At 64.7% G+C, this 25350-nt stretch carries 22 protein-coding genes; 15 read left to right on the top strand and 7 right to left on the bottom strand.

What is annotated here, in order from left to right:
• Positions 1-162 precede the first annotated feature (162 nt).
• Both zraS and G394_RS0108240 read left to right on the top strand, forming a co-directional pair.
• Complete coding sequence (gene zraS, locus G394_RS0108245) at positions 163-1524, top strand: two-component system sensor histidine kinase ZraS (protein ID WP_051307051.1); 1362 nt, start codon at positions 163-165, stop codon at positions 1522-1524.
• On the top strand, positions 1521-2870 hold the full coding sequence (locus G394_RS0108240) for a sigma-54-dependent transcriptional regulator (RefSeq protein WP_028577255.1): 1350 nt from the start codon (positions 1521-1523) through the stop codon (positions 2868-2870). The genes zraS and G394_RS0108240 overlap by 4 nt, the downstream gene beginning before the upstream one ends.
• Positions 2871-2876: 6 nt before the next feature.
• Here the strand turns inward: G394_RS0108240 and G394_RS0108235 are convergent, their stop codons facing one another.
• Both G394_RS0108235 and G394_RS0108230 read right to left on the bottom strand, forming a co-directional pair.
• Complete coding sequence (locus tag G394_RS0108235; protein WP_028577254.1) at positions 2877-3662, bottom strand: carbon-nitrogen hydrolase family protein; 786 nt, start codon at positions 3660-3662, stop codon at positions 2877-2879.
• Positions 3663-3744: 82 nt separating this feature from the next.
• Entirely contained in the window at positions 3745-4125 is a 381-nt protein-coding gene (locus tag G394_RS0108230) for a response regulator (protein WP_028577253.1), read from the bottom strand.
• Positions 4126-4548: 423 nt separating this feature from the next.
• On the opposite strand from G394_RS0108230, the gene G394_RS0108220 reads away from it, so the two are divergent.
• The 4 genes from G394_RS0108220 to G394_RS0108205 all read left to right on the top strand — a co-directional run bounded on the left by G394_RS0108220 (position 4549) and on the right by G394_RS0108205 (position 8933).
• Positions 4549-4860 carry a DUF485 domain-containing protein gene (locus G394_RS0108220; RefSeq protein WP_043775156.1) on the top strand — a complete coding sequence of 104 codons (312 nt, stop codon included), beginning with the start codon at positions 4549-4551 and terminating at the stop codon, positions 4858-4860.
• Positions 4857-6404 carry a sodium:solute symporter family transporter gene (locus G394_RS0108215; protein WP_028577250.1) on the top strand — a complete coding sequence of 516 codons (1548 nt, stop codon included), beginning with the start codon at positions 4857-4859 and terminating at the stop codon, positions 6402-6404. The genes G394_RS0108220 and G394_RS0108215 overlap by 4 nt, the downstream gene beginning before the upstream one ends.
• A 36-nt stretch (positions 6405-6440) precedes the next feature.
• Complete coding sequence (locus G394_RS18495) at positions 6441-7490, top strand: putative nucleotidyltransferase substrate binding domain-containing protein (RefSeq protein WP_051307050.1); 1050 nt, start codon at positions 6441-6443, stop codon at positions 7488-7490.
• A 141-nt stretch (positions 7491-7631) separates the two neighbouring features.
• Positions 7632-8933, top strand: coding sequence for a (Fe-S)-binding protein (locus G394_RS0108205; protein WP_028577249.1), 1302 nt, complete (start codon positions 7632-7634; stop codon positions 8931-8933).
• Between the two features lie 96 nt (positions 8934-9029).
• On the opposite strand, the gene G394_RS0108200 is transcribed toward G394_RS0108205, so the two are convergent.
• The 3 genes from G394_RS0108200 to G394_RS0108190 form a co-directional block, all read right to left on the bottom strand.
• Positions 9030-10256, bottom strand: coding sequence for an HD-GYP domain-containing protein (locus G394_RS0108200; RefSeq protein ID WP_028577248.1), 1227 nt, complete (start codon positions 10254-10256; stop codon positions 9030-9032).
• A gap of 246 nt (positions 10257-10502) precedes the next feature.
• Positions 10503-11015, bottom strand: coding sequence for a carboxymuconolactone decarboxylase family protein (locus G394_RS0108195; RefSeq protein ID WP_028577247.1), 513 nt, complete (start codon positions 11013-11015; stop codon positions 10503-10505).
• A 67-nt stretch (positions 11016-11082) separates the two neighbouring features.
• A complete protein-coding gene (locus G394_RS0108190) occupies positions 11083-11661 on the bottom strand; it encodes a TetR/AcrR family transcriptional regulator (RefSeq protein ID WP_028577246.1) in 579 nt (192 codons plus the stop codon).
• A 222-nt stretch (positions 11662-11883) separates the two neighbouring features.
• On the opposite strand from G394_RS0108190, the gene G394_RS0108185 reads away from it, so the two are divergent.
• The 5 genes from G394_RS0108185 to G394_RS0108165 all read left to right on the top strand — a co-directional run bounded on the left by G394_RS0108185 (position 11884) and on the right by G394_RS0108165 (position 17670).
• Positions 11884-12621, top strand: a complete 738-nt coding sequence (locus tag G394_RS0108185; protein ID WP_028577245.1) for a type IV toxin-antitoxin system AbiEi family antitoxin domain-containing protein — start codon at positions 11884-11886, stop codon at positions 12619-12621.
• Entirely contained in the window at positions 12618-13538 is a 921-nt protein-coding gene (locus G394_RS0108180; RefSeq protein ID WP_028577244.1) for a nucleotidyl transferase AbiEii/AbiGii toxin family protein, read from the top strand. Before G394_RS0108185 ends, G394_RS0108180 begins: the two co-directional genes overlap by 4 nt.
• 106 nt (positions 13539-13644) lie before the next feature.
• Positions 13645-15960, top strand: coding sequence for a cysteine synthase (locus G394_RS0108175; protein ID WP_028577243.1), 2316 nt, complete (start codon positions 13645-13647; stop codon positions 15958-15960).
• Between the two features lie 52 nt (positions 15961-16012).
• Positions 16013-16597: a flavin reductase family protein gene (locus G394_RS0108170; protein WP_028577242.1), complete on the top strand. Its 585-nt coding sequence runs from the start codon at positions 16013-16015 to the stop codon at positions 16595-16597.
• Between the two features lie 242 nt (positions 16598-16839).
• A complete protein-coding gene (locus G394_RS0108165; protein WP_028577241.1) occupies positions 16840-17670 on the top strand; it encodes a universal stress protein in 831 nt (276 codons plus the stop codon).
• Positions 17671-17909: 239 nt separating this feature from the next.
• Here the strand turns inward: G394_RS0108165 and G394_RS0108160 are convergent, their stop codons facing one another.
• Both G394_RS0108160 and G394_RS21170 read right to left on the bottom strand, forming a co-directional pair.
• Positions 17910-19316, bottom strand: a complete 1407-nt coding sequence (locus G394_RS0108160) for an aspartate kinase (protein WP_028577240.1) — start codon at positions 19314-19316, stop codon at positions 17910-17912.
• A gap of 80 nt (positions 19317-19396) precedes the next feature.
• Positions 19397-19537: a hypothetical protein gene (locus tag G394_RS21170; protein ID WP_156902533.1), complete on the bottom strand. Its 141-nt coding sequence runs from the start codon at positions 19535-19537 to the stop codon at positions 19397-19399.
• On the opposite strand from G394_RS21170, the gene G394_RS0108155 reads away from it, so the two are divergent.
• The 4 genes from G394_RS0108155 to G394_RS0108140 all read left to right on the top strand — a co-directional run bounded on the left by G394_RS0108155 (position 19536) and on the right by G394_RS0108140 (position 25349).
• Positions 19536-21347, top strand: a complete 1812-nt coding sequence (locus G394_RS0108155) for an extracellular solute-binding protein (RefSeq protein ID WP_028577239.1) — start codon at positions 19536-19538, stop codon at positions 21345-21347. The genes G394_RS21170 and G394_RS0108155 overlap by 2 nt on opposite strands.
• Positions 21348-21623: 276 nt before the next feature.
• Positions 21624-22727, top strand: a complete 1104-nt coding sequence (locus G394_RS0108150; RefSeq protein ID WP_028577238.1) for a microcin C ABC transporter permease YejB — start codon at positions 21624-21626, stop codon at positions 22725-22727.
• A complete protein-coding gene (locus G394_RS0108145; protein ID WP_028577237.1) occupies positions 22724-23740 on the top strand; it encodes an ABC transporter permease in 1017 nt (338 codons plus the stop codon). The genes G394_RS0108150 and G394_RS0108145 overlap by 4 nt, the downstream gene beginning before the upstream one ends.
• Positions 23712-25349, top strand: a complete 1638-nt coding sequence (locus tag G394_RS0108140) for an ABC transporter ATP-binding protein (protein WP_084435457.1) — start codon at positions 23712-23714, stop codon at positions 25347-25349. The genes G394_RS0108145 and G394_RS0108140 overlap by 29 nt, the downstream gene beginning before the upstream one ends.
• Position 25350 lies beyond the last annotated feature (1 nt).

Here is a 25350-nt window from a genome sequence, read left to right as displayed (position 1 = left end):
TTTTCTCACGCCTACGAAATACCGCCCGGCCTGGCAACGCGGTTTGGCCTGGGCGCTCGGGCAGGGAAATTGCTATGCATTCCCTTCACTGGTACCTTTCCTTTCACACCAACACCGCGGGAACCTACGGGAACATCCGTTCCACGTCCCGCGCGAGGCATCATGGACGCCACACATACGAAATCCACGGGCACGGCCGTGCCCTCCGGCTACCGACGGGCCCTGATCATCCTGGCCGTCGCCGCGGCCCTTATTCTCATCTGGATCGCGGTTCAGGGCCGGGCGCGGGAGCAGCGGACCATCGCCCGCATCCTGACCACCCAGGGGGAGACCCTCATCCGCGCCGTCGAGGCCGGCCGGCGCATGGGCATGCGCGGCATGGAGGGGCGGCAGTTCCGCCTGCGCGGGCTGATGGACGAGATGGTCCGCGAGGGCGACCTGCGCTTTGTGGCCGTCATCGACGAAAACGGCAGCATCGAGAGCCTGAGCGAGGCCGAGGACGGGGCGGCCGCACCGGCTACGGTCCTGTCGGCGCTGCCCGTCTCGGAAGATCCCTCCTGGCGTGTCGTGCGCGAAGGCCGTGAGCCGGTCTTTGTGGTCTACCGCCTGTCGCGGCCGCCCCGTCGACCGATACGCAATTCCATGCACGGGGGCATGCACTCCCCGGAAGCGCAGCCGGAGGGACGCGTCGTCATCGCAGTGGGGCTGGACGCCGCCCTCTATTTGCAGGCCGCGCGCAAGGACATCCTGACCCTGGCCATGGCTGCAGGGCTGGGATTGACCCTTGTCTTCGCCGGCGGCGCCTCGCTTTCCTGGAGGCGCAAGGTGGCCGCCCTGCAGGCCGAGGTGGTCCGCCAGGAACGCCTGGCCGCCATGGGCACCCTGGCCTCGGGCGTGGCGCACGAGATCCGCAACCCCTTGAGCTCCATCAAGGGCTTCGCCACGTATTTCCGGACCAAGTTCGAACCCGGCTCCAAGGACCATGATCTGGCCGAGGTCATGATCGGCGAGGCGGACCGGCTGAACCGCGTCGTTTCGGAGCTGTTGGAACTGACGCGTCCGTCGGAGCTGCGGCTGGCCGGCACGGTCCCTGCGGTCCTGCTGACCCATGCCCTCAGGCTTGTGGAGGACGATTGCCGTTCCCGGGGCATCGCCGTGCAGACGCGTTTCGGAGACGTCGGCCCGGTTGTGCTGGACGCGGACCGCATGCTGCAAGCCGTCTTGAACTTGTTGTTGAACGCCATCCAGGCCATGCCGGACGGCGGGACTCTGAGCGTTTCGGCCCAGGCCGTGCGGGACCGCCTGGAACTGCGCGTGGCCGACACGGGCTCCGGCATCCCGCGCGAGGACCTGGACCGGGTCTTCGACCCCTATTTCACCACCAAGAACCAGGGCACGGGGCTTGGGCTGGCCACGGTGCGGACCGTCGTCGAGGCTCACGGCGGCCGCGTGCGCATCGTCTCGGAACCCGGTCGCGGGACCGAGGTGACGTTGGATCTGCCGAAACGAGGAGAAAAACGATGAAGGCGCGCATTCTCGTGGTCGACGACGACCGGGCCCACCTGACCATGCTCACGGCCATGCTCGAAAGCTGGGGGTACGAGGTCGAGACGGCCCCCGACGGTTCGGATGCCGTCGACATGGTCCGCGGCAAGGCCTACGACGCCATCCTGACCGACGTGCGCATGGCCGAGGTGGACGGTATCGAGGCCCTGCGCCGGATCAAGGGCTTCAACCCCTGCCTGCCCGTGCTGATCATGACCGCCTATTCCTCCGTGGACACGGCCATCGGCGCCCTCAAGGCCGGGGCTTTCGACTATCTGCACAAACCCCTGGATTTCGACGAGCTGCGCAGCGGCCTGGAACGGGCGTTGGCGCACGGCGGTCTGCGGCAGGGCCAGGAAGGGGAGTCGCCGGCCGTCCCGGCCGGCATGATCGGGTCCGCCCCGGCCATGCGCGAGCTTTTCGCCATGATCCGGGCCGTGGCCCCGTCCGAGGCCTCGGTCCTGGTTCTGGGCGAGTCCGGCACGGGCAAGGAACTGGTGGCCCGTGCCCTGCACGAGGGCAGCCCGCGCGGCGCGCGACGGCTGGTTACGGTCAACTGCGCCGCCTTGGCCGAGAATCTGCTGGAGAGCGAGCTGTTCGGGCACGAGAAGGGCGCCTTCACCGGGGCCCAGCGCCAGCGTGACGGGCTTTTCGTGCAGGCCGACGGCGGCACGCTGTTCATGGACGAGATCGGCGAGATGCCCGTGGCCCTGCAGGCCAAGCTGCTGCGGGCCCTGCAGCAGGGCGAGGTGCAGCGCCTGGGCAGCGACAGGCCCGTGCGCGTGGACGTGCGGATCATCGCCGCCACCAACCGCGACCTGCAGGCCGAAGTGGCCGCGGGGCATTTCCGCGAGGACCTCTATTACCGCCTGAACGTCATCGCCCTGCGCGTTCCGGCCCTGCGTGAAAGGCCGGAGGACATTCCGCTCCTGGCCAGACATTTCCTCGACCGCTTCGCCCAGCGCAACCGCAAGAGTTTCCGCGGCTTCACACCCCGCGCCATGGACCTCATGCTGCGCCACGACTGGCCGGGCAACGTGCGCGAGTTGGAGAACGCCGTGGAGCGGGCCGTCATCCTTGCACCGGGCGAGATGATCACGGAAAGGGACCTGCCAGCGGGCCTGCGCGCAGGAGACCGGGGGCCCGGACTCGACCACGAAAGCTCCGGGCGCACCGCCGGAGTGTCGCTGGAGGACGCCGAGCGCGAGGCCATCACGCGCACCCTGGAGCAGGTCGGCCACAACAAGAGCGAGGCCGCGCGGGTGCTCGGGGTGACCAGAGTCACCCTGCGCAGCAAGATGAGGAAGTTCGGGCTTGAGCCCTGAGACGCGTCAGTAGCGTTCGGGGGCGTAGCGGTCGGCCGTGCGGTTGTCGGCCAGGTCCGTCTCCACCAGCTGGATGAGCAGGCCTGGCTGTCCGTAAGGCTGGTGGGCCAGGCAGGTGCCGTCGGGGGCGATGACGCTCGTGGCCGACTCCTGGCGGGCCAGGGCGTAGTTCACGCTGGCGAAGTAGACGCCGTTCTCCGCGCTGCGGCAGATCATGGCCTTTTCATAGTAGGGGGCGTCGGGGTCGCACCAGTGCCGGGGCGTGTGCCCGGCCACGTTGCTGCCCGTGCACTGCGGGTGGAAAACGATGCTGGCCCCGCGACGGGCGGCCCAGCGCACGGTCTCCGGGTATTTCCAGCCTTCGTCGCAGATGACCACGCCGAACCTGACCCCCGCCATTTCGAACATCCGCCTGCCCTTGCCGGGCACATAGATGTCCTCCTCGCCGGGATCGAGCTGGATCTTGCACTGTGTGCCCATGATGCTGCCGGTGGGCGAAATGACCTGGACCATGTTGTAGAGCCCTTTGTCCGAGGGCCACTCCATGGGCAGGATGACGCCGATGGCGTGCTCGGCGGCCGCCCGGCGGATGAGGTCACGGGCCTCCCGGATCTGATGCTGTTCGCAGAGCGGGATGCGGAATTTCCGGCCGCGCAGTCCGGGCAGATACGCCGCGGGAAAGCAGAGGAGTTCGACGTCGAAAGACGCCGCCTGGGTGATGAAGCCGAGTATCGTCTCGACGGCGTCATCGATGGACGCGGGAACGGGTGCTGTGACGAGTCCGATGCGCATGTGCAGTCCTTGGTGGGCGGTGGTCGGAAATCGCTTTGCACCTAAAGGAAATTTCCAGGAAATTCAAGGCTAAGGCGATAGGTCAGAAGGCGGGTGCGAACTCGGCGATCTTGGTGAGCAGGACGTTCATGTCCGTCAGGGGTTTGAACAGGATATCCGACGTGGTCAGGCCGATGGCAGACAGGCTCTCGGGCAGGTTGTATTCAACCGAGCCCGTAAAAATGATGAACCTGAGCTTGGGATCGAGGCGGCAGGCGCGCAGGATGAACTCGTTGCCGTTCATGTCGGGCAGGCGCATGTCCACGATGCAGATCTGCGGACTGCCCGTTTCCACCTGACGCAGACCGTCTTCGGCGTTGGGGGACGTCATGACCGTATGGCCATGGTCCTCCAGGTAGTCGGCCAGGGATGAGCGGAGAAAATCCTCATCCTCGATGATCAGGATGACGGGGGGGATGGACATACGGGCTCCGGTTTCGGTCTGCTTGTCATACACATGTCTGACGAATCGATGGAAAGTATCGCACATTCGAGGTTACCAGACAAGACGCAGATTACGTACGTGTGTGCATCCGCCCGGCAAAACGCGCCGCTCGCCGATGGATGGCGGTCGGAATCGACATCTCGCGACCGTTCCGAGGCCGCATCTTGACCGGATCGAATCCCGCAAACCGGGCGGCTGACAAGGGCCGCCGGGGGATGCCCGCGGTCAGCGGCGGCGGGGCGCAGGCCAATGGCCTCTTGCGGGACGCCGATGGCGCCATGCCGTACAGTGGGCTCAACGTCCCTCTGACCGAGAAAGGCGTGTCTCCCTTGTGAACTATGGTACGAAGGGGGCTGCCGGAATGAACCGGCGCCCCGTTTCACCGCAGCAAGGGAGGACTTCATGCCAATCGTGTCCATCGGCAGCCTGGATCAGACGCGATTCCAGGAACTCGTCACCAGGAAGAGGGCCGTTTCGGCCGTTCTCAGCACCCTCATCCTGGCAATTTACTTCGGCTTCATCCTGATTCTGGCCTTTCGCCGCGATCTCCTGGCCCTCAAGGTCGGCGAGCACCTGACCCTCGGGGTGCCCGTGGGCCTGGCCGTTATTCTCTCGGCCTGCGTGCTGACCGGCATCTACGTGGCCTGGGCCAACAGCGTCTACGACGAGTCCGTGCGCAACCTCGTGGACGGCATGAGGGGGGAGGGGAAATGAACGAGTTCGCGTCCTCCATCGGCCAGCCCAACGCCGTGTCCATTGGCTTCTTCCTGGTCTTTGTGGCCTTCACCCTGGTCATCACCTACTACGCGGCCAAGCGTAGCAGGACGGCCTCCGAGTTCTACGCCGCCGGCCGCTCGGTCACGGGCCTGCAGAACGGCATAGCCCTGGCCGGCGACTACATGAGCGCGGCGTCCTTCCTGGGCATCGCCGGCTTGGTGTCCCTCAAGGGCTACGACGGCCTCATATACTCCATCGGCTTCCTTGTGGGCTGGCCCGTCATCATGTTCCTCATCGCCGAACCCCTGCGCAACCTCGGCAAGTACACCTTCGCCGACGTGGTGGCCTACCGCCTGCGCCAGAAACCCATCCGCGTGGCCGCTTCGTGCGGTTCCCTCATGACCGTGGCCTTCTACCTCATCGCGCAGATGGTCGGGTCCGGGTCCCTGGTCAAGCTCATGTTCGGCCTGCCCTACGAGGCGGCCGTCGTCGTGGTCGGCGGCATCATGATCGCCTACGTGCTCTTCGGCGGGATGCTGGCCACGACTTGGGTGCAGATCATCAAGGCCGTGCTGCTCCTGGGCGGGGCGACCATCGTCGTCGTCATGGTCCTGGCGCGCTTCGACTACGACCCCGTCAACCTGTTCGACGCCGCCGTGCTCCGGTACGGCCCCAAGGTCCTGGAGCCGGGCGGACTGGTCTCCAACCCCTGGGACGCCGTGTCCCTGGGCATCGCCCTCATGTTCGGCACGGCCGGCCTGCCGCACATTCTCATGCGCTTCTACACCGTGCCCGACGCCAAGGCCGCGCGCAAATCCGTGTTCTACGCCACGGGCCTGATCTCCTATTTCTACATACTGACCTTCATCATCGGCTTCGGGGCCATGGTCCTCGTGGGCCAGGACGTCATCACCGGCTTCGACAAGGGCGGCAACATGGCGGCCCCGCTCCTGGCCGAGGTCACGGGCGGCATCATGTTCCTGGGCTTCATCGCGGCCGTGGCTTTCGCCACCATCCTGGCCGTGGTGGCCGGCCTGACCCTGGCCGGGGCCACGACCTTCTCCCACGATCTCTACGCCAACGTCTTCCGCTCGGGCCGCTCCACCGAGGAGGCCGAGGTCAAGATGGCCAAGCGCGCCACCGTGGCCCTGGGCATCCTGGCCATCTGCCTGGGCATCGCCTTCAAAGGCCAGAATGTGGCCTTCATGGTCGGCCTGGCCTTCGCCATCGCGGCCAGCGCCAACTTCCCGGCCCTGCTCATGTCCATCGTCTGGAGTCGCTTCAGCACCGTCGGCGCCACGGCTAGCATTGCCGTGGGTGCCGTTCTCGCGGTAGGGCTGATCATCCTCAGCCCCACGGTCTGGGTCGACGTGCTCGGCAACGCCCAGGCGATCTTCCCGTGGAAGAACCCGGCCCTCATCTCGCTTCCCGCTGCCTTCTTTGCCGGATGGCTGGGATCGGTCCTGGTTCCTGACTCCGACGCACAGGCCAAGTACGAGAGCCAGCGCGTGCGAAACTATCTCGGGGTGGGCGCGGAATAAACCGGGGCGGCACGCGCCGCCCCAAAACGGAGTCACATGGGGTTCGACGAGTCGTTTTCCCCCGACCCGGCCGGTGATGTCGTTGGGTGCAGCTCGGACTTGGCCCGCTACGTGCGCAGGCTGCAGGACCTGGTACTGAGCTGCGCCGACCGGGGAATGGACGGCGTCGGCGTCGGGCGTCTCGTGGCTAACGCCAACGACCGGATCATCGCCCGCGCCGCCGTCATGGCCGAGGCAGAGCTGGGTCCGCCGCCCTGCGGGTATTCCCTCATGGTGCTGGGCAGCGAGGGCCGCCGGGAGCAACTCCTGGCCACGGACCAGGACAACGCCCTGGTCTTCGCCGGGCCCGACGAGCCTGCCGCGGCCTATTTCGAGTCCTTCGGCCGGCTGTTCCTCGCCACGCTCATCGAGGCGGGCGTCCCGCCATGCCCCCATGGCGTCACGGTGGACAACCCCGTCTGGCGGCGCAGCGCCGCGGCCTGGCGCGACGGCGTGAGCGCCATGACGCGCACGGTCGACGCCGACGCCGTCCTGCATCTTACCCAGCTGGCCGATGCCCGCCACGTCCACGGCGAGGCCTCCCTGTTCGAGAGTCTGCGCGAACTCGTGATGCGTCAGGTCAGGGACACGCCCGTCCTGCTCATGTATATGGCCCGCGAGGCCCTGCGCTTTCCTCCCCCCTTGGGTTTCTTCAACGCCTTGGCCGTCGAGCGCAATGGGCCTGCCAAGGGCGCTCTGGACATCAAGAAGGGCGGAGTCTTCCCCCTGACCCAGGGTATCAAGACCCTGGCCTTGGAACACGGTCTGCGCGAAACGGGCACCCTGGACCGACTTCACGCCCTGCGCGGCGAGGGCGTCTTTTCCGAGGGCATGGCCACGGGTATGGAGGACGCACTGCGCCTCTTTCAGGATCTGCGTCTGCATGCCCAGGCCGCGGTCGTGCGCGCGGGGATGCCGCCCGACAACTTCGTCCGCCCGGACAGACTGAGCGTTGCCGAACGTGAAAAGCTCGTAGACTGCTTTAAGTTTGTGGCGGAATTCCAATCTTTTCTCCACGCCAAGTACGGGTTGCACCTCATTTCTTGAGAGGACTTGTCGGCCTGCGGGAAAATTGTGCGTTTTTGTTCGTTATCGAACATAAAATGTTGACTTGCGAATATTGATGCTCAATAGTTTTCTTTTCCGCTCGGCTAACGGATATTTTATCGCCATTGAGCAAGGGTTTCCGTGAGCACCTCGCCAAACTGCATGAGTCATGAACTGCGGACCTTTCTGGACCGCTTCGATTTCGCCTCCTGTCTGGTCTGCGGCTCCTGCGCCAATGGCTGCCCGATCACAGGAACGCCCGGCATGGATGGATGGGACACACGCAAGGTCATGCGCCTGCTGGCCAACGGCCTGGTCGGCGAGGTCGTGGCCTCGGACTTCCCCTGGCTGTGCACGGGCTGCGGCCGCTGCGCCGGTGTCTGCCCGGCCGGCATCGATATCCCCTCGGTCATGGCGCACATGAAGAGCCTGCGACCCCGCGAGGCCGTACCCGGATCCCTGCACAAGGGCATGGCCAACAATCTGGCCACGGGCAACAACCTGGCCATCAGCCGGGAGGAATACCTCGAAGGCATGCGCGACCTCGGCCGCGAACTGGCCGAAGAGTGCCCCGGCTTCTACGTGCCCGTGGACAGCAAGGGCGCGGACATCCTCTTTTTTCCCAACTCCAAGGAAGTGTACGGCGACTTCGAGGACCAGTTCTGGTGGTGGAAGATCTTCTACGCCGCCCGCGAGAACTGGACCGTCCCGTCCGAAGGCTGGGAGGCCGTGGACTGGGCGCTCTTCACCGGCAACTACGAAGCCAACCGCGAACTGGCCAGGCGCAAAGTCGCCTACATGCGCGCCAACGCCATCGGGACCATGATCATGCCCGACTGCGGCGGCGGGTCCTACGGCTGCCGCAAGGGCATGAGCGCCCTCGCGGCCGAGAACCCAGACAACGCCGTGGGCTTCGTCTATCTCTATGACTATCTCCTGGACCTCATCCGCACGGGCCGCATCCGCCTCGACAGGTCCGTGCACCGCGGCAAGCGCTTCACCTACCACGACTCCTGCAAGCACGGCCGCGAACTGGCCGCCCATTACGGCCACGGCTACTTTGACGAGCCGCGCGAGATCATGGCCGCCTGCGTCGAGGATTTCGTCGAACTGACCCCGACCCGCGACAAGAACTTCTGCTGCGGCGCCGGCGGCGGCATGTGGCCCATGCCCTACGAGCAGCAGTCCGCCTGGCACGCGCGCTACAAGTACCGCCAGATCAAGGATTCCGGCGCCGACGTCGTGGTCGTGGGCTGCTCCAACTGCCGCGACCAGATCATGCGCCGCATCCCCAAGTTCTACCCCGACTGCGACTACGAGGTGAAATACCTCTGGCAGCTCGTGGCCGAGGCCCTGGTCATCGAACCGTGGGACGAGGCGCGCGTCGCCGCCGCACGCGTTGAGGAGAGGGAACAGTGGGAGCGGCTGGGGGTGGTGGAGTAGGGAGATGCCTCCGGCGGGCAGGGGGCGCGGCCCCCTGCACCCCTTTCAGGCTTGGCTGTGATCGGGTTTGGCTTCAGATCTGAGGTCGGTGCGTTTTTACGCCTCGCCGAGGGCGGCGGTCATGGCTTCGTCGAGATTGGCGTCCAGGATGGACGCGATGTCGCCGTCGATGCGGTTGTCCTCGGCCAGTTCGCGCATAAAGGTCCGCACCTGGTCCCGCTTCAATCCCCTTCGGTACGGCCGGTTCTGGACCATGGCCTGAAAGATGTCCGCCACGCGCATGATGCGCGCCGGGAGCGGCAGCTCGTCGCCGCGAAGATGGAAGGGGTACCCGCTGCCGTCGGGCTCCTCGTGGTGGTAGGAGGCCCAGGCGGAGATGTCGTCGAAGCCCGGGATGCGGTGCAGGATCTGGTAGGTTTCGAAGCTGTGCGTGTTGATCACGAAGCGCTCCAAAGGTTCGAGCCTGTCCGGCTTGTCCAGGATCTCGTCGGCCACGCGCAGCTTGCCCAGGTCGTGCAGCAGCCCGGCGATCTCGAGCAGGGAGCACGTTTCGTCATCCAGGCCCGACAGTCGCCCGAGGAGCAGGGCCACCCGGCTCACCCCCTGCGAATGTTCGGCCGTGAAGGGGCTTTTGGCGTCGACGATGCGCGAGAAGATGACCGAGAGTTTGCGTAGATCCTCGAGGCCCAGGGGTTGGTGGCGGGATTTGGAGAGCTCGGCCTTGAGGTAGCTGTCCGCGGCGCGGGGCTCCAGGCGCAGCCAGAAGGCCTCGGTGCGCGAGGCGTCGAGGAAGTGCCCGACGAGTTCGGGTGCGAAATAGGTCCCGCTGTGGGACCTGATCTGGTCCCGAATCCGTTCGGCATGGGGCAGGACGGTCTTTTCGGCGTGAAACGTCGCCGCCATGGCGTCCACGCGGTCCGTCAACAGGATCAGGTTGGCGCGCAGGGCCAGCTCCGAAGGGACGTCCTCTTCGTGGAGCCGGCTCCAGGGTGTGTGGTGGTGGAGAATGGGTTCGGCCATGGCCGCAAGGGGGGCGAAATCGGCCAGCAGGTCGTGACCGGTCCGGCAATGCCGCCAGGCCTCGGGCCAGTCGAATTCCGTGACCAGGTGCCAGTGCACGCGCGTCGACGACACGCCGATGTCGTGGAGCAGACCGAGGTCGAAGAGAAACGTCCGTTCGTCCTCGTCCAGACCCATGCACGCCGCGCACTCGGCGGCCATGATCCCGACCCGTTTGCCGTGTCCGACGTCATCGACGCCGACTAGGTCCAGCGCGTCGGAGAGGGTCAGGACCACCTGGCGGAAATCGGTTTGGATCGGCATGGCTGCCTCCTGCTGCTGCTGCGGATGGATCGTTCCCTGAACGTGCCTGCTGCCGGCCCGTCCCGGGCTATCTATTGCCGTGAGCCTCTCCGCCTCGAACGGGGGGGGGCAGGGGAAGGCTACCACGACAAGGCCGCAAGTCAAGGAAAGTGCATGGAGAGCAGCGCCTTGTACGCCGGCCGCAAATCGGTTTGCGCCTCGGTCTGGAGCCGCAGGTAGTGGAGCCCGGCTTGACCGGGCTTTGTCCTATTTCTCGAACGCCTTGATCAGGTACGACATGCCGATGATCGCGGTGCCCTGGGCGCACGCGTCGAGGATGTCGCTGTCCTCCCAGCCCAGTCCACGCAGAGCCGCAACATCCCTTTCGTGCACGTCTTCCTTGGCCAGAACTTTGCGCACCACGTGCAGCAAGGCGTTTTCGGCGTCGGAAAAGGCTTCAACGGGCTCGCCATTGGACAGGTTGTCCATATCCTGCGCGCTGAGGCCGCTTTTGGTCAGCCAGGTCCGGTTCAGGATCAGGCAGTGATCGAAGCAGACCTGGCTTGCGGCCAGAAAGCGGATCGCCGCCAGCATGGGAAAGTTCAATCGTTCATGGCCCATGAAGTATCTGATCTGCTCGAACTGCAGGCCAAGCATTTCAGGACTCACGCTCAAGAGCTGCAAAGGGGCAGGGACTTCCGAGCGACCCAGGAAATGGGAGTAAATACTCGCCACGCCGTCCGTGGCCTGCCCAGGTTTTTGATAATCCAGAATGAACATGATGACCTCACTAATAGACCGGTCGTCTAGTTAAGGGTTGAAAAAATGATGCCGGGCGGCATCCGATTCAAGCCAGCAGGACTTGAAACACCATCGTCTGAAAATTGTCCAAGGGCTCAGGGCCGGCCGCAGCCTTCATGCGCAGGAGCGCTCCCTGCCAGGCCGAAATGATGAAGCGGGCCGTGGCCTCGGGCTCCAGTCCGTTCGCCAACTCACCGCGCTCCGACGCCTGTTTCAGGACAAGGGTAACGGCCTTGATCAGGTTTTCCAGGCTTGCGTGCAGTTTTTCGCGGAACGCGGGGTTCACGTCGCCCATCTCCTGGGTCAAGTTGCCCAGAGGGCAGCCCTTGATGAACCCTTCGCGCTCAAAATTGTCCCGAAACCAAAGGAAAAACCGGTCCAGACGCTCCAGCGGCGCCAGACTCTCATCCCTGAGAATGGGACCGACCTGATTCGCGAGCACGGTGCGGTAATGGTCGATAAGGGCGAGCCCGAAGTCTTCCTTGCTCTTGAAATAGAAGTAAAACGATCCCTTGGGCACTCCCGCCTCGGACAAGATCTCCTGCAGGCCGGTGGCAGTGTACCCCTTGTGGTGAACTAGGCGGCCTCCGACGTCGAGGATATGTTCGCGGGTGGTGTGTGCCATGGTGTTTGAAATAGACTGGTCGTCTATCAGTTGTCAATATCCGGAGTGTATTATCCACTATTTGGTGGATAAGATTGGATGGTTGCCGATCAAGTGCGCATACTTGATCAGCAAGGCAATGGAGCGTGTTCATTGGATAAATTCTTTTTATCGTAGTTGAGCTACGATTATTCAAAACTTCTCAAATTGACACCCATTTAAAAAAAATGCATGGATCGGAGCATGGCTACGATTGAAGCAAGTAAACTAAACAGGCTCTACACCTGGCTACAGCCAGGTGCGCCACTGACTTCCGAGGATTTGGCGGCGCTTGGCATTTCTGCCGACTTGGCCGTGCACTACGTTCGCGCCGGCTGGCTCACCCGCCTGACGCGAGGGGTGTTCTGCCGTCCGAACGACACGCTGGCCTTACACCCCTGCCTGCTGCTGCTTGAGCGCAGGTTCAAGGGCCTGCATGTCGGCGGCAAGTCGGCCCTCGACTGGTACGGTCTGCGCCAGTACGTGCGACAGCAGCCTCTGTTGCACCTTTACGGATGGGTGGCCGGGCACCTTCCTGAATGGTTCACCGAGCGTTTTCCAGCCGAGTATCACCGCAAACGCCTGTTCGATGAAGGTCCAGACGCCATGCGGCATGTCGGACCCTTTGAGAGGCGTAGCGGGGCGCCGCGGGTCTCGGAGCCGGAACGCGCTCTGCTGGAAATGCTGAGCGATGTCGGAGTGCGTCAGCCATTGCAGGAAGCTCGTGAACTTGTTGAGAGCTCGTACAGCATGCGCTTCGAAGTCCTTCACGATCTGATCCGGCATTGCAGGAGCGTCAAGACGGTACGTCTGTGCCTTCAACTCGGCCGCGAGGGATCGCTCCCCTGGGTCGCAAAGCTCGATCCGGACGCTTTGCCCACCGGCAGCAAACGGCCGTGGGTGTACAAATCAGCCGAGGGCCTGCTGGTGCTGAAGCCATGAACCAAACCTACCTCGATACTGCACGGATGTTGATGCAGGTCGCTCCTTTGGTGTTCGCGGATGACACCTTCGCGTTGAAGGGCGGCACGGCGATCAATCTTTTTGTGCGTGACATGCCGCGTCTGTCTGTGGACCTTGATGTGGTCTTTCCTGATCACACGCAGCCGCGCGAGCAGGCCCTGGAACGGATCGATGACGCCATGCGGCAGGCAGCGGCACGACTTGAACGGCGAGGGTTCCAGATACACGCACCTGTAAAGGCGGGGGGAGTGACCAAGCTTCTGGTGCGCCGCGACCGAATCGAGGTCAAGGTCGAAGCCAATTTTGTGTTGCGTGGCACGGTGCAGCCAGTACGCAGCGCTACGCTTACGCCCGTGGCTCGCGATGTGCTGCTGGCCGATTTGGACATCCCGGTGGCATCGCTGGAGGATGTCTACGGCGGAAAACTGGTGGCCGCCCTGGACCGCCAGCACCCCCGCGATCTATTCGACGTGATGCAGCTTTTTGAGCACGAGGGGATCACGCAGGATATCCGGCGCGCCTTTGTTGTCTATTTGTCTAGCAGTAACCGTCCGATTCACGAAGTGTTGTTCCCTGCACTGCGGGACATCCGACATGACTACACGAACAACTTTCTGGGCATGACCGCTGCGCCTGTGTCGCTCGAAGCATTGCTCGCGACCCGCGTGCGCCTCGTGCGAGAACTGCAACAGAGGCTGGACGACAACGAACGGCAATTTCTTCTGTCGCTGGTCAGAGGCAAACCCCAGTGGTCGTTACTTGGCATTCCCCATCTTGAGAATCTTCCCGGCATGCGCTGGAAACTCCATAACCTTGCGGAACTCAAGAAGTCCAATGCAAAGAAGTTTGTTGAACAGGCCAATGCGTTGGAGACAGCCTTCTCCAAGGTTAGTTGACCAGAGCCCCGTCATAAGGGCCAGGAGGAACCCCGCCCCTTGCCCGGAACCTGGTTTTGACCTAGGTTTGCGCCCTCAAGTCCAATCCATCAGAAAGGTTGCGTCAATGATCCACCCGAACATCCTCTCCCTCATCGGCGCCACACCCGTGGTCTATCTGAACCGCGTCTTTCAGCACCCCCGCATCCGGCTGGCCACCAAGCTCGAAGCCCAGAACGTCGGCGGGTCCATCAAGGACCGCGTGGCTCTGGCCATGATCGAGGCGGCCGAGGCTTCGGGGGAGCTGACACCGGACAAGACCGTCATCGAGGCCACCAGCGGCAACACCGGCGTGGGGCTGGCCATGGTCTGCGCCGTGAAGGGTTACAAGCTGACGCTGCTCATGCCCGACTCGGCCTCCGAGGAAAGGAAGCGCATCATGCGCGCCTTCGGTGCGGAACTGCGTCTCACCCCCGGTCGACTGGGCACGGACGGTGCCATCGAGGAGGCCTACCGGCTGGCCCGCGAGGAGCCGCAGACGTACGTGCTCATGGACCAGTTCAACAACCCGGCCAGTATCGCCGCCCATTTCATCGGCACGGGTCAGGAGATCATCGCCCAGACTGAGGGACGGGCCACGCACGTGGTCGTCAGCCTCGGCACTTCCGGCACGGCCATGGGCATCGCCAAGCGCATGAAGGCCTCGGCTCCGCACATCAAGGTCGTGGCGGTGGAGCCCTACGCCGGGCACAAGATCCAGGGCCTCAAGAACATGCAGGAGTCCTATCCGCCCGGCATCTATGACAAGCGCGCCCTGGACCGCATCGTCCACGTCGAGGACGAGGAGGCCTACGAGTGCGCCCGCCGGCTGGCCCGTGAGGAGGGGATTCTGTCGGGCATGAGCGCGGGCGCGGCCCTGGCCGGGGCCCTGCGCATCGCGGGCGAGCTGGATGCGGCCGGGGAGGAGGGGCTTGTCGTCTTCATCTGCCCCGACACCGGCGAGCGCTATCTTTCGACCACGCTCTTCGCGCCGCCTGCCAGGCACGGGCTCGGGGTGCGCAGCGTGGCTTCCGAGTGCCTGGAGATCCTGGTCAGCCCGGCGGGGGGGCACGCCCTGTTCACGCCGGGGCCCAGCCTCGACGAACTGGGGGATCTGGAGGTCTGGCGGCGGATCGTGTGGCTCGACGTCCTGACCCGGGCCCTGGCGGAGCGGGGACAGCCCGCGCGCATGGCAGTGGGTTTGGCCGATATGGACGACCGCGCCCTGGCCGCGGCCCGCGAGGCCAAGGTGCCTGCCGGGGAGTTCGGGGCCAGGGCCCAGGCCGTCATGCTTGAGCAGGCCCGCGCCTTGGGCGTCTCGGACAGCGTCGTTTTCCCCCTGTCCGGGGCCAGCCGGGAACGCGCCCTTGGCCTGGCGCGCAAGCTTCTGGCCAAGGGGCAGGCCTACGAGAAACTCCGTTCCGTCTATTTCGACGTGACCCGCGACAAGACCTACGGCCGCACCTCCTGCGTGGACACGGCCGGCATGAACGTCGGCCACACCGTGGACCTGGCCGACTACGTCAAGGAGAACCCGGCCGACTTCACGCTCCTCAAACGCGCTACCCTGCAGGACTTGAAGCTCGGCGACGTCCTCGAAACGGAGTGGGGCAAGGTCCGTCCCAGCTGGTTCCTGCAACTCGCCGCCGCGGCCCTGGACTCCCTCAGCTCCGTTTCCGTCATGCTCGTGGCCGAGGCGCACCGCTTCCCGCATCTCGACAATTTCAGCGCCATTTGGAACGCCGGCGCCGGGGTACGCCCCCTGGCCTGGATGGTGGCCCAGCCCGTGACGCCGCGCGAGCCGGATCTTGTGCTGCCGCAGTTGCCGGATGCCCTCGGCCTGGCTGAAAGCGGCGTGGCCCTGCGTCTGTGGTTCCTTTCGGCCTCGTACCTCAAATCCCTGGCCTTTTCGCCCGAGAGCCTTGCCATGTGGTCCAAGAACCAGCGCCGGCTGCAGGACGCCTACGCGGCCGCCGCCCTGGGCGGGAAGGGCGAGGGCGTCTCGCCGGACATGGAGCAGGCCATCTATGACCTGAAGACAGCCTTCACGACGGCCCTGGAGGACAACCTCGACCTGGCCCACTTCTGGCCGGCCCTCTTCGTCTTTGCCAAGACCGTCAACGCCCGCGCCGCCAGGCTGAGCGCCCAGGAGGCCAAGCTCGTGGCCGAGCAACTCCTGGCCTGCGACCGCGTCCTTGGTTTCCTGGACCACGCGCGCCTGCCCCTGGCGCCCCGGAACTGGCCCGCCACCGCCGCCGACCTGGTCGCCCGCCGCGAAGAGGCCCGCAAGGCCAGGGACTTTGCCCAGGCCGACGCCCTGCGCGACGAGCTTGCGCTCATGAATCTGCGCCTGGAAGACCACGCCCAGGGCCCGCGCCTCTACATCCAGGAGGCCCGTCCATAACGTCCATACCGTCCATCGCGTCCATACCGTCCATCAACCGACAGGAGCCGCCATGACCCATCATGCCATCGGAACCGTCAACGGCCTTTACCCGTCCCTGACAACCATCGTCGGCAGCGTGGTCGACGGCCGTCCCAACTGGATGACCGTGGCCCACGTCGGCATCATGAACCACGCCATGGGCGACGTGCCGCAGTACCTGGGCATTTCCGTCCACCCCTCGCACCTGACCAACGTCGGCATCCGCGAGCACGGCCAGTTCAGCATCAACGTGCCTTCGCGGTCCATGCTCGAGGTCACTGACTACGTCGGCATCGTCAGCGGCAAGTCCACGGACAAGAGCGGGCTCTTCGAGGTGTTTCAGGGGGTGCTGGAATTCGCGCCCATGATCGCCGAGTGCCCCCTGACCATGGAATGCCGGGTGCGGCAGACGGTCATGGTCGGGGAGCACGAACTCTTTATCGGCGAACTGGTCCAGACTTACGTCTGTCAGGATTGCCTGACGGACGGCAAGGTGGACCTGCGCAAGGTGGATCCTCTGCTCTTCGATTTCACCCGCATCCTGTACTGGTCCCTGGGCGCCGTCGCCGGCAAGCCCTGGAACGCCGGCAAGGCTCTCAAAACCCGTCAACCCTGACCGCATCCGGCCCGTTCTTGTCGGCGCCAAGTGTGCCTCGTCACGCCCGCCGTCCGTCTCCTTCCCGAGTCTGGACGCTGGGCGTTCCTCTTTTCTTCAAACTTTCTGTTGACAAATTCGTCGTTCGGTGTAGCAGTGTTGACAGAAGTATTTGAGAAAAATGTCACAAGCATCAATAGTAATTATTTTGATATGTTATCTGTTGTTTTCAATCTGATGTGGTCAATGCGAGGGAAACGCCGATGATGAAGAAACTGTTGTTCACGGTGAGTGATGATCCGAACATGTTCAATGGCTTGCGGTTCCTGTGTCGTTTCTTTGAGAACAAGGACCGCTTCGACCTGACCCTTCTGTGCATGGCCTCTCCGGACAGCGCCGCGTGCAGCGGCAAGGGAAAGGCGGATGCGGACTCCAATTGGCGCCAGGCGCGCGATGAGGCCATGAGGTTGCTGCAATGGAACGGCTTCAAACCCGACCTCATCCGGGTCAAGAACGCCGAGAGCGTCATCTGCCGTATCGAGGACATCGAGGACGAACTCGGCAGCGAGACCTACGATGCCTTGGTCATGGGGCGGCGCGGGTTGGACCGTCTGCGGGACTTCACTCAGAAGAGCCTTTCCCAGAAACTCTTCGAAAGCCATCCGGACATCCCCTTGATGCTCTGTCGCCAGCCTGACATGAACCGCAGAAACGTTCTGCTGTGCGTCGACGGTTCGCAGTCATCCGAGAGCATGGCCCGTTTTGTGGCCTCCATGCTGCAAGGGGAATCCCATCTGGTCACGCTGTGCAACATCATCAAGGACACGGAGGACGAGCGTGACAAGAGCCTGGCCATCTTCAGGCGCTGCGAGGAGATCATGGGCCTTGAGGGGCTGGGGCCGAATCGCGTGCATCACATGATCTACCCATCGGATTACGCTCCCAGGGCCATCCTGGATAACGCCCATTGGGGCAAGTACGCCGTCGTCGCGGTGGGTGGCATCTCCAGCCGGGGCAAGGACATGTTCTACGGATCCGTGACGAGATATCTGTTTACGGAACTGACGGATGCCGTGCTCTGGATTCATCCGTAGTCAGGAGCGTTGTAGCGTGCAGGGCCGGTGTTCCCGCGCAGGGGGTGCCGGCCTTCGCCGTGTTCGGAGCGCATGATCTGGCCGGAATACGCGAACGGGAATCATCGAGAGCGGAGCGCGTCCGGAACGAAAAATCCCCCGGGAGACTTCTTCCGGGGGATGCGGGAGACGAGGCAGAATCGGTTTCGCAGGCCGCCGTTTTGGGGCGGCCTGCGAATTCTGAATTTTTCAACAGCCAGTCAGCCCGCGCACGTCTGGGGCTGGCGCGCGCACAGGGCCTTGTGCAGGGCGATCTGGGCCTTGGCGAAGTGGTCGCGCTCGACCACGAACTGCATGTTGGTCTGACGCGCGGTCTGGGACACGGCCAGGATGTTGATGCCGTCTGTGGCCAGGGCCCCGGCGGCCTTGGCCAGGATGCCGGGCTGGCCGATGTTGGAACCGATGGCGCAGACGATGGCCACCTTGCGCAGGGTGATCTGCTCGAACCTGTCCTGCAGTTCGGCGATCATTTCCGGCTTGCAGTCGCGGTCGCCGATGATCATGCCGATGGTGTTGGCGTTGGTGGCCTTGCTGATGTAGGAGATGTCGTGTTTGGCCAGGACCTGCAGGATGCGCAGGTCGAAACCGACCTCGCCGACCATGCGCGTGTCGTGGACCTCCATGCAGGTGACTTTGTCCGAGCCGGTCACGATCTCGACCATGGACTTGGGCGCGATGAAGTCCTTGGTGATGAGGGTGCCGGCGTGCCCCGGGTCGAAGGCGTTCTTGATGCGGATGGGAATGTTGTTGATTTCCAAGGGCTTCGACGCCTTGGGGTGGATGGCTTCCATGCCCACGTCGGCCAGCTGGTCGGCCACGTCGAAGTTGGTGCTGCAGACCGGGTGGATGTTCTCCACGCCCATGAGCACCGGGTCCCCGGAGCAGAGGTGGTATTCCTTGTGGATGATGGCCTCGGACGCGCCCAAGAGCACGGCGACCTTGGAGAAGGTGACCTCGGAGTAGCCGCGGTCGAATTCGCGCATGATGCCTTCGGTGCCCTTGGTGTAGCCCGTGGCGAAGCAGATGGTCCTGAAGGGGTCGATGCCTTCGAAGCTGGCCTTGATGCGCTCGTCGATGGTCAGCTGCCGGCTGTCTTCCCAGCCGCTCAGGTCGATGAAGGTGGCGTCGAAGCCTCGGTTCTGCAGGATGTTGGCCGAGTTGAAGGCGCTGTGCATCTCGCCCAGGGAGGCCAGCAGTTCGCGCGCCGCCAGGAGCAGGGCCTTGCGGGACACGTAGCCCGAGGCCAGGACGTTGTCCATGCTGCGCAGGATGTTGATGGCCAGGTCGATGTGGTCGTCGACGAACTCGTTGGCCGCGGCCAGGTCGAGGCCCGCGTGGACGAAGGTCTCGTTCAGCTTGAAAAGATGGTCGCGCAGGGCCAGCATCTTCCTGGCGTAATTCTCCTGGTTGCGGAAGAGTTGGTAGATGCCCGGCTCGCCGCTTTTCTTGTGCTCCAGAAGCTCGTTGGTTACGCCGCCGTAGGCCGAGACCACGTAAATGCGGCCGTAAACGTCGGATGGGTCGCGCAGGATGATGTTGTCGACGATCTCCGGAAAGCGGGACATTGACGTTCCGCCGATCTTTTCGACGCGAAGTTTGGCTTTCATGGGCTGTCCTGGAAGGCTGAGGGGTGAAGGGGCGCCGCGGACAGGGCCGGCCGCGCCCGAAAGCCATTGAGGGATATTTCCTAAGGCGGCCAAGCGTCAATACGGGTGAAAAAGAAAATCGATTTTCGACGACCTGCGCCGTGCGGATCAGGGCCAGGTTTGACGCCCAGGACCGCCGGGGCTACAAGGGCGCAAATCCGCAACCCGAGCAGGTACATCATGAAGCGCCTCCTTGCCCTCGTTCTCCTTCTCGTTTCCGTCCTGCCCGCCTCGGCCGAGGGGCCCGTGCACGGTTTGGCCATGAACGGCCAGCCCAAGTACGGCCCGGACTTCACCCACTTCGACTACGCAAACCCCGACGCACCCAAGGGCGGAACCGTGCGCCTGGCGGCCACGGGCACCTTCGACAGCTTCAACCCCTTCATCGTCAAGGGCAACTCGGCCGACGGCCTGGGCCTGCTTTTCGACACCCTGACCGAGCAGTCCCTGGACGAGCCCTTCACCGAGTACGGGCTCGTGGCCGAGCGCATCGAATTGGCCCCGGACCGCTCTTCCCTGACCTTTCATCTGCGCAAGGAGGCCCGCTTCCATGACGGCAGCCCCGTGACGGCCGCCGACGTGGCCTTCACCTTCAGGACCCTGGTGGAGAAGGGCAACCCGCACTACGCCCAGTACTACGCCGACGTGGAGCGGGTCGAGACCGGCGGCCCCTTGACCGTGACCTTCTTTTTCAAGCCCGGCGCCAGCCAGGAGCTGCCTCTCATCCTCGGCCAGCTGCCGGTGCTCCCGGAGAAGTTCTGGCAGGCCAAGGATTTTTCCGCCTCATCCCTGGAGGTCCCCGTGGGCAGCGGGCCGTACCGCATCGGCGAGTTCAAGGCCGGCCAGCGCCTGACCTTCGTGCGCGACCCCGGCTACTGGGGCCGCGACCTGCCCGTGAACAGGGGGCGGCACAACTTCGACACCATCATCTACGACTATTACCGCGACCTGACGGTCACCCTGGAGGCCTTCAAGGCCGGGGAGTACGATTTCCGGCAGGAATACAACTCCAAGCAGTGGGCCACGGGCTACACCGGCCCGGCCGTGGAACGCGGCCTGATCCGCACCGAGAACATCCCGCACAAACTGTCCCAGGGCATGCAGTGCTTCGCCTTCAACACGCGTCGCGAGATCTTCGCCGACCCCCTGGTGCGCAAGGCCCTGAATCACGCCTTCGATTTCGAGTGGAGCAACAGGAACCTCTTCTACGGCCAGTACGCGCGCTCCACGAGTTTCTTCTCCAATTCCGACATGGCCTCGTCGGGTGCGCCGACTCCGGTGGAGAAGGCCATCCTTGATCCTCTGGGCCTGCCCGCCGAGGTATCCACCAAGGCCTTCAGCCTGCCCGCCACCGACGGCAGCGGCAATATCCGCGAGAACCTGCGCACGGCCGCAGACCTGCTCAAGGAGGCAGGCTGGGTCGTGCAGGACGGCAAGCTGACCAAGGACGGAAAGCCCTTCGTCTTCGAGATGCTCCTCGTGCAGCCGGACTTCGAGCGCGTGGTCCTGCCGTTCCAGCGCAACCTGGCTCGACTCGGCATCACCATGAGCGTGCGCATGGTCGATACCTCCCAGTATCTGGAGCGCCTGCGCGGCTTCGACTTCGACATGATCGTGACCAGCTTCCCTCAGTCCCTGTCGCCGGGCAACGAGCAGCGCTCCTTCTGGCACTCGGCCTCGGCCGACATGCCCGGGTCGCGCAACTACTGCGGCATCAAGGACCCGGCCATCGACAAGCTGGTGGACCTGGTCATCGCCGCCCCGGACCGCGAGAGCCTCATCCTGCGCTGCAAGGCCCTGGACCGGGCCCTGCTGTGGGGCTGGTACGTCATCCCGCACTGGCATTCCACGTCCTGGCGCGTGGCCTATTGGGACAAGTTCGGGCGGCCTGAAAAGCTGGCCGACTACGGCCTCGATTTCCAGTCGTGGTGGATAGACCCGCAGAAGGAGAAGGACCTGGCGGGGAAGCGGAAGGGCGCGGGGCTGAAGTAGGGTACAGCTTCATCAACAAACTGTATTTGCGGGAAGTTGAGAGAAAAGACATGGATTCCCGCCTGCGCGGGAATGACTCGGTAATTATTGTGACAGTTCGGCATTCTCTTCCGACGGAAGCCGCCCGCATCGTCAGGGTGTCATCCCCGCGGAGGCGGGGATCCATGGGCCGCGTGGATTGAACTTGCGCCCCCGCTGGCGTCATCCCCGCGGAGGCGGGGATCCATGCCTTTCTTTTGACGCACAACAAAAGTGAACCGATAACATCCGGAAACAATGCTCGCCTACATCCTGCGCCGTCTGGCTCTCATCATCCCGACACTGCTGGGCATCCTGACGCTCAATTTCTTCATCATCCAGGCCGCGCCCGGCGGGCCCGTGGAGCAGATGGTCGCGCGCCTGCAGGGCCTCGACGTGGCGGCAGCGGCCCGCGTCAGCGGTCCTGGGGCCGATGCGGCCGGCGGTTCCCAGGCGGCCCAGGCGTCCTCGAAATCAGCCTACCGCGGGGCCCAGGGCCTGGATCCCGACGTGGTGGCCCGCATCGAGCGCATGTACGGCTTCGACAAGCCCATCTGGGAACGCTACGTGCACATGCTCATCAGTTACGCCACCTTCGACCTGGGCGAGAGCTTCTTCCGCAGCAAGGGGGTGCTCGAACTCATCGGCGAGAAGATCCCCGTGTCCCTGTCCCTGGGGCTGTGGAGCACCCTCATCATCTATGCCCTGTCCATTCCGCTGGGGATCATGAAGGCCGTGCGCCACGGTTCGCGCTTCGACGTCTGGACCAGCACCGTCATGATCGTGGGCAACGCCATCCCGGTCTTTCTCTTCGCCATCCTCCTCGTGGTTCTGTTCGCGGGCGGCAGCTACCTCGACTGGTTCCCCCTGCGCGGGCTGACCTCGCCGGGCTGGTCCGAGTTTTCCCTGTGGCACAAGGTCACGGACTATTTCTGGCACCTGGCCCTGCCCGTGACGGCCATGGTCATCGGCGGCTTCGCCACCCTGACCATGCTGACCAAGAACTCCTTCCTGGACGAGATCGGCAAGCAGTACGTGGTCACGGCGCGGGCCAAGGGTGTGACGGAGCGCGGCATCCTCTACGGTCACGTCTTCCGCAACGCCATGCTGCTGGTCATCGCCGGCTTCCCGGCGGCCTTCATCTCCATGTTCTTCACCGGTTCGCTCTTGATCGAGGTCATCTTCTCCCTGGACGGTCTGGGCCTCTTGGGCTTCGAGGCGACCATCAGCCGCGACTACCCCGTCATGTTCGGCTCTCTCTACATCTTCACCCTCATCGGTCTGGTCACCAAGATCATCTCGGACCTGACCTACGTGCTGGTGGACCCGCGCATCGACTTCGAAGGCAGGGAGGGCCGATGAACCCCATCACCCGACGTCGGCTGCGCGCCTTCCGGGCCAACAGGCGCGCCTTCTGGTCCCTTTGGATCTTCCTGTTCGTCTTCCTGGCCAGCCTCGGGGCCGAACTCGTCGCCAACGACAGGCCGCTGCTGGTCTGGTACGATGGGGGCCTGTACGCGCCGGTCCTGAAGAAATACCCCGAGACCGCTTTCGGCGGCGATTTCGAGACCGAGGCCGTGTACCGCGACGCCTACGTCCAGGAACTCATCGACGCCAAGGGCTGGATGCTCTGGCCGCCCATCCGCTACAGCTACAAGACCATCAACTACGGCCTGCCCGTGCCCGCCCCGGCCCCGCCCTCGGCCGAGAACTGGCTCGGCACTGACGACCAGGGCCGCGACGTGCTGGCCCGCATCATCTACGGCGTGCGCCTGTCCGTGCTCTTCGGTCTGACCCTGACCCTGGGCAGTTCCGTCGTCGGCGTGGTCGTGGGCGCCTTCCAGGGCTACTACGGCGGGCTGACGGACCTGGCCGGGCAGCGCTTCATGGAGATCTGGTCGGGCATGCCCGGGCTCTTCATCCTCATCATCCTGGCCTCCATGGTCGAGCCGGGGTTCTGGTGGCTTTTGGCCGTGACCATGCTCTTCTCGTGGATGAGCCTCGTCGACGTGGTGAGGGCCGAGTTCCTGCGCGGCCGCAACCTCGAGTACGTGCGCGCGGCCAGGGCGTTGGGGCTGCCGGACCGGACCATCATGTTCCGGCACATACTGCCCAACGCCATGATCGCCACCGTGACTTTCCTGCCCTTTATCGTCAGCGGGTCCATCACCACGCTCACCTCCCTGGACTTCCTCGGCTTCGGCCTGCCGCCGGGCTCGCCGTCCCTGGGGGAACTGCTGGCTCAGGGCAAGAACAACCTGCAGGCCCCCTGGCTCGGGCTCTCGGCCTTCGCGGTCCTGGGCGTCATCCTGAGCCTTTTGGTTTTCATCGGAGAAGGAGTACGTGATGCCTTTGATCCCCGCCACAACGCCTAGCCGGCCGCCCGCGACGCCGGAAGCGGGTCGCGTGGAGCCGCTCCTGAGCATCCGCGACCTGCGCGTGGATTTCGCGGTGGAAGGGCGGAGCGTCGCGGCCGTGCAGGGCGTGTCCCTGTCCGTGCTGCCGGGCCGGACCACGGCCCTGGTGGGGGAGAGCGGTTCGGGCAAGTCCGTGACGGCCCTTTCCGTCTTGCGCTTGCTGCCGCCCTCGGCGCGCGTCGGCGGGGAGATCCGGTTCGAGGGGCGCGACTTGGCCGGGCTGGACGAGGCGTCCCTGCGCGAGGTGCGCGGCGGGCGCGTCGGCATGATCTTTCAGGAGCCCATGACTTCCCTGAACCCCCTGCACGCCATCGGCCGCCAGATCGGCGAGGCCGTCGGACTGCACCGGCCCGGCGCCGACGCCCGGGCCCGCACCCTGGAACTGCTGGACCTGGTCGGCATCCCCGACCCGGCCTCGCGCCTGGGGGCCTTCCCGCACCAACTCTCTGGCGGGCAGCGGCAGCGCGTCATGATCGCCATGGCCCTGGCCAACGATCCGGCCCTGCTGATCGCCGACGAGCCGACCACGGCCCTGGACGTGACCATCCAGTCCCAGGTCCTGGGACTGCTGCGGGACCTGCAAGGGCGGCTGGGCATGGCCATCCTGCTCATCTCCCACGATCTGGGTGTGGTGCGCCACATGGCCGACGAGGTGCACGTCATGCGCGAGGGCCGCATCGTCGAGCATGGCCCACGAGATGAGATTTTCTCCGCGCCGTCGCACCCCTACACCAGGGCCTTGCTGACCAGCGCGCCGGCGGGACGGCCGGACCCTCTGGGCGAGGCGGCCGGGAACCTGGTGGAGGCCAGGGGCGTGCGGGTCTGGTTCCCGCAGGGGAAGACCTTTCTCGGGCGCCCCACGAGCTTCATCAAGGCAGTGACCGACGCGGACCTGACCATCCGCCGGGGCGAGTCCCTAGGCGTGGTCGGGGAGAGTGGCTCGGGCAAGACCACCCTGGGCCTGGCCCTGCTGCGCCTGCTGTCGAGCGGCGGCGAGGTCGTCTTCGACGGGCGGACCCTGTCGGCCATGCGCGAGAGACAGGTCCGGGACCTGCGCCGGAATTTTCAGATCGTCTTTCAGGACCCGTACGGCAGCCTCAGCCCGCGCATGACCGTGGGCCAGATCGTGGCCGAGGGCCTCGACGCGCACAGACTGGCCTCCGGCTCCGAACGGGAGCGGCGCATCGCCGAGATTCTGGAGGCCGTGGACCTGGACCCCTCCGCCATGCACCGCTACCCCCACGAATTCTCGGGCGGCCAGCGCCAGCGCATCTCCATCGCCCGGGCCCTGATCCTGCGGCCAGAATTCCTGGTTCTGGACGAGCCCACCTCGGCCCTGGACCGCACGGTGCAGTTCCAGATCGTCGAACTGCTGCGCGACCTGCGGGCCCGTTTCGGCCTGACCTACATGTTCATCACCCACGATCTCTCCCTGGTGCGGGCCCTGTGCCACCGCGTCGTCATCATGAAGGACGGGCGCATCGTGGAGCAGGGGGATACAGGGGCCATTTTCGAGCGGCCCGGCCAGGAGTACACCCGCGCCCTGCTGGCCGCCGCCCTGGAGTGAC

The sequence above is a fragment of the Desulfomicrobium escambiense DSM 10707 genome, assembly GCF_000428825.1.
Taxonomy (GTDB): Bacteria; Desulfobacterota; Desulfovibrionia; order Desulfovibrionales; family Desulfomicrobiaceae; genus Desulfomicrobium; species Desulfomicrobium escambiense.
This window is presented reverse-complemented; position numbering and strand designations above follow the sequence as displayed.

Excerpts from the sequence above, each read along its gene's own strand:
- zraS (WP_051307051.1), top strand. The coding sequence starts at position 163 with ATGGACGCCACACATACGAAATCCACGGGCACGGCCGTGCCCTCCGGC.
- G394_RS0108240 (WP_028577255.1), top strand. The coding sequence starts at position 1,521 with ATGAAGGCGCGCATTCTCGTGGTCGACGACGACCGGGCCCACCTGACC.
- G394_RS0108235 (WP_028577254.1), bottom strand. The coding sequence starts at position 3,662 with ATGCGCATCGGACTCGTCACAGCACCCGTTCCCGCGTCCATCGATGAC.
- G394_RS0108230 (WP_028577253.1), bottom strand. The coding sequence starts at position 4,125 with ATGTCCATCCCCCCCGTCATCCTGATCATCGAGGATGAGGATTTTCTC.
- G394_RS0108220 (WP_043775156.1), top strand. The coding sequence starts at position 4,549 with ATGCCAATCGTGTCCATCGGCAGCCTGGATCAGACGCGATTCCAGGAA.
- G394_RS0108215 (WP_028577250.1), top strand. The coding sequence starts at position 4,857 with ATGAACGAGTTCGCGTCCTCCATCGGCCAGCCCAACGCCGTGTCCATT.
- G394_RS18495 (WP_051307050.1), top strand. The coding sequence starts at position 6,441 with ATGGGGTTCGACGAGTCGTTTTCCCCCGACCCGGCCGGTGATGTCGTT.
- G394_RS0108200 (WP_028577248.1), bottom strand. The coding sequence starts at position 10,256 with ATGCCGATCCAAACCGATTTCCGCCAGGTGGTCCTGACCCTCTCCGAC.
- G394_RS0108195 (WP_028577247.1), bottom strand. The coding sequence starts at position 11,015 with ATGTTCATTCTGGATTATCAAAAACCTGGGCAGGCCACGGACGGCGTG.
- G394_RS0108190 (WP_028577246.1), bottom strand. The coding sequence starts at position 11,661 with ATGGCACACACCACCCGCGAACATATCCTCGACGTCGGAGGCCGCCTA.
- G394_RS0108185 (WP_028577245.1), top strand. The coding sequence starts at position 11,884 with ATGGCTACGATTGAAGCAAGTAAACTAAACAGGCTCTACACCTGGCTA.
- G394_RS0108180 (WP_028577244.1), top strand. The coding sequence starts at position 12,618 with ATGAACCAAACCTACCTCGATACTGCACGGATGTTGATGCAGGTCGCT.
- G394_RS0108175 (WP_028577243.1), top strand. The coding sequence starts at position 13,645 with ATGATCCACCCGAACATCCTCTCCCTCATCGGCGCCACACCCGTGGTC.
- G394_RS0108170 (WP_028577242.1), top strand. The coding sequence starts at position 16,013 with ATGACCCATCATGCCATCGGAACCGTCAACGGCCTTTACCCGTCCCTG.
- G394_RS0108165 (WP_028577241.1), top strand. The coding sequence starts at position 16,840 with ATGATGAAGAAACTGTTGTTCACGGTGAGTGATGATCCGAACATGTTC.
- G394_RS0108160 (WP_028577240.1), bottom strand. The coding sequence starts at position 19,316 with ATGAAAGCCAAACTTCGCGTCGAAAAGATCGGCGGAACGTCAATGTCC.
- G394_RS0108155 (WP_028577239.1), top strand. The coding sequence starts at position 19,536 with ATGAAGCGCCTCCTTGCCCTCGTTCTCCTTCTCGTTTCCGTCCTGCCC.
- G394_RS21170 (WP_156902533.1), bottom strand. The coding sequence starts at position 19,537 with ATGATGTACCTGCTCGGGTTGCGGATTTGCGCCCTTGTAGCCCCGGCG.
- G394_RS0108150 (WP_028577238.1), top strand. The coding sequence starts at position 21,624 with ATGCTCGCCTACATCCTGCGCCGTCTGGCTCTCATCATCCCGACACTG.
- G394_RS0108145 (WP_028577237.1), top strand. The coding sequence starts at position 22,724 with ATGAACCCCATCACCCGACGTCGGCTGCGCGCCTTCCGGGCCAACAGG.
- G394_RS0108140 (WP_084435457.1), top strand. The coding sequence starts at position 23,712 with ATGCCTTTGATCCCCGCCACAACGCCTAGCCGGCCGCCCGCGACGCCG.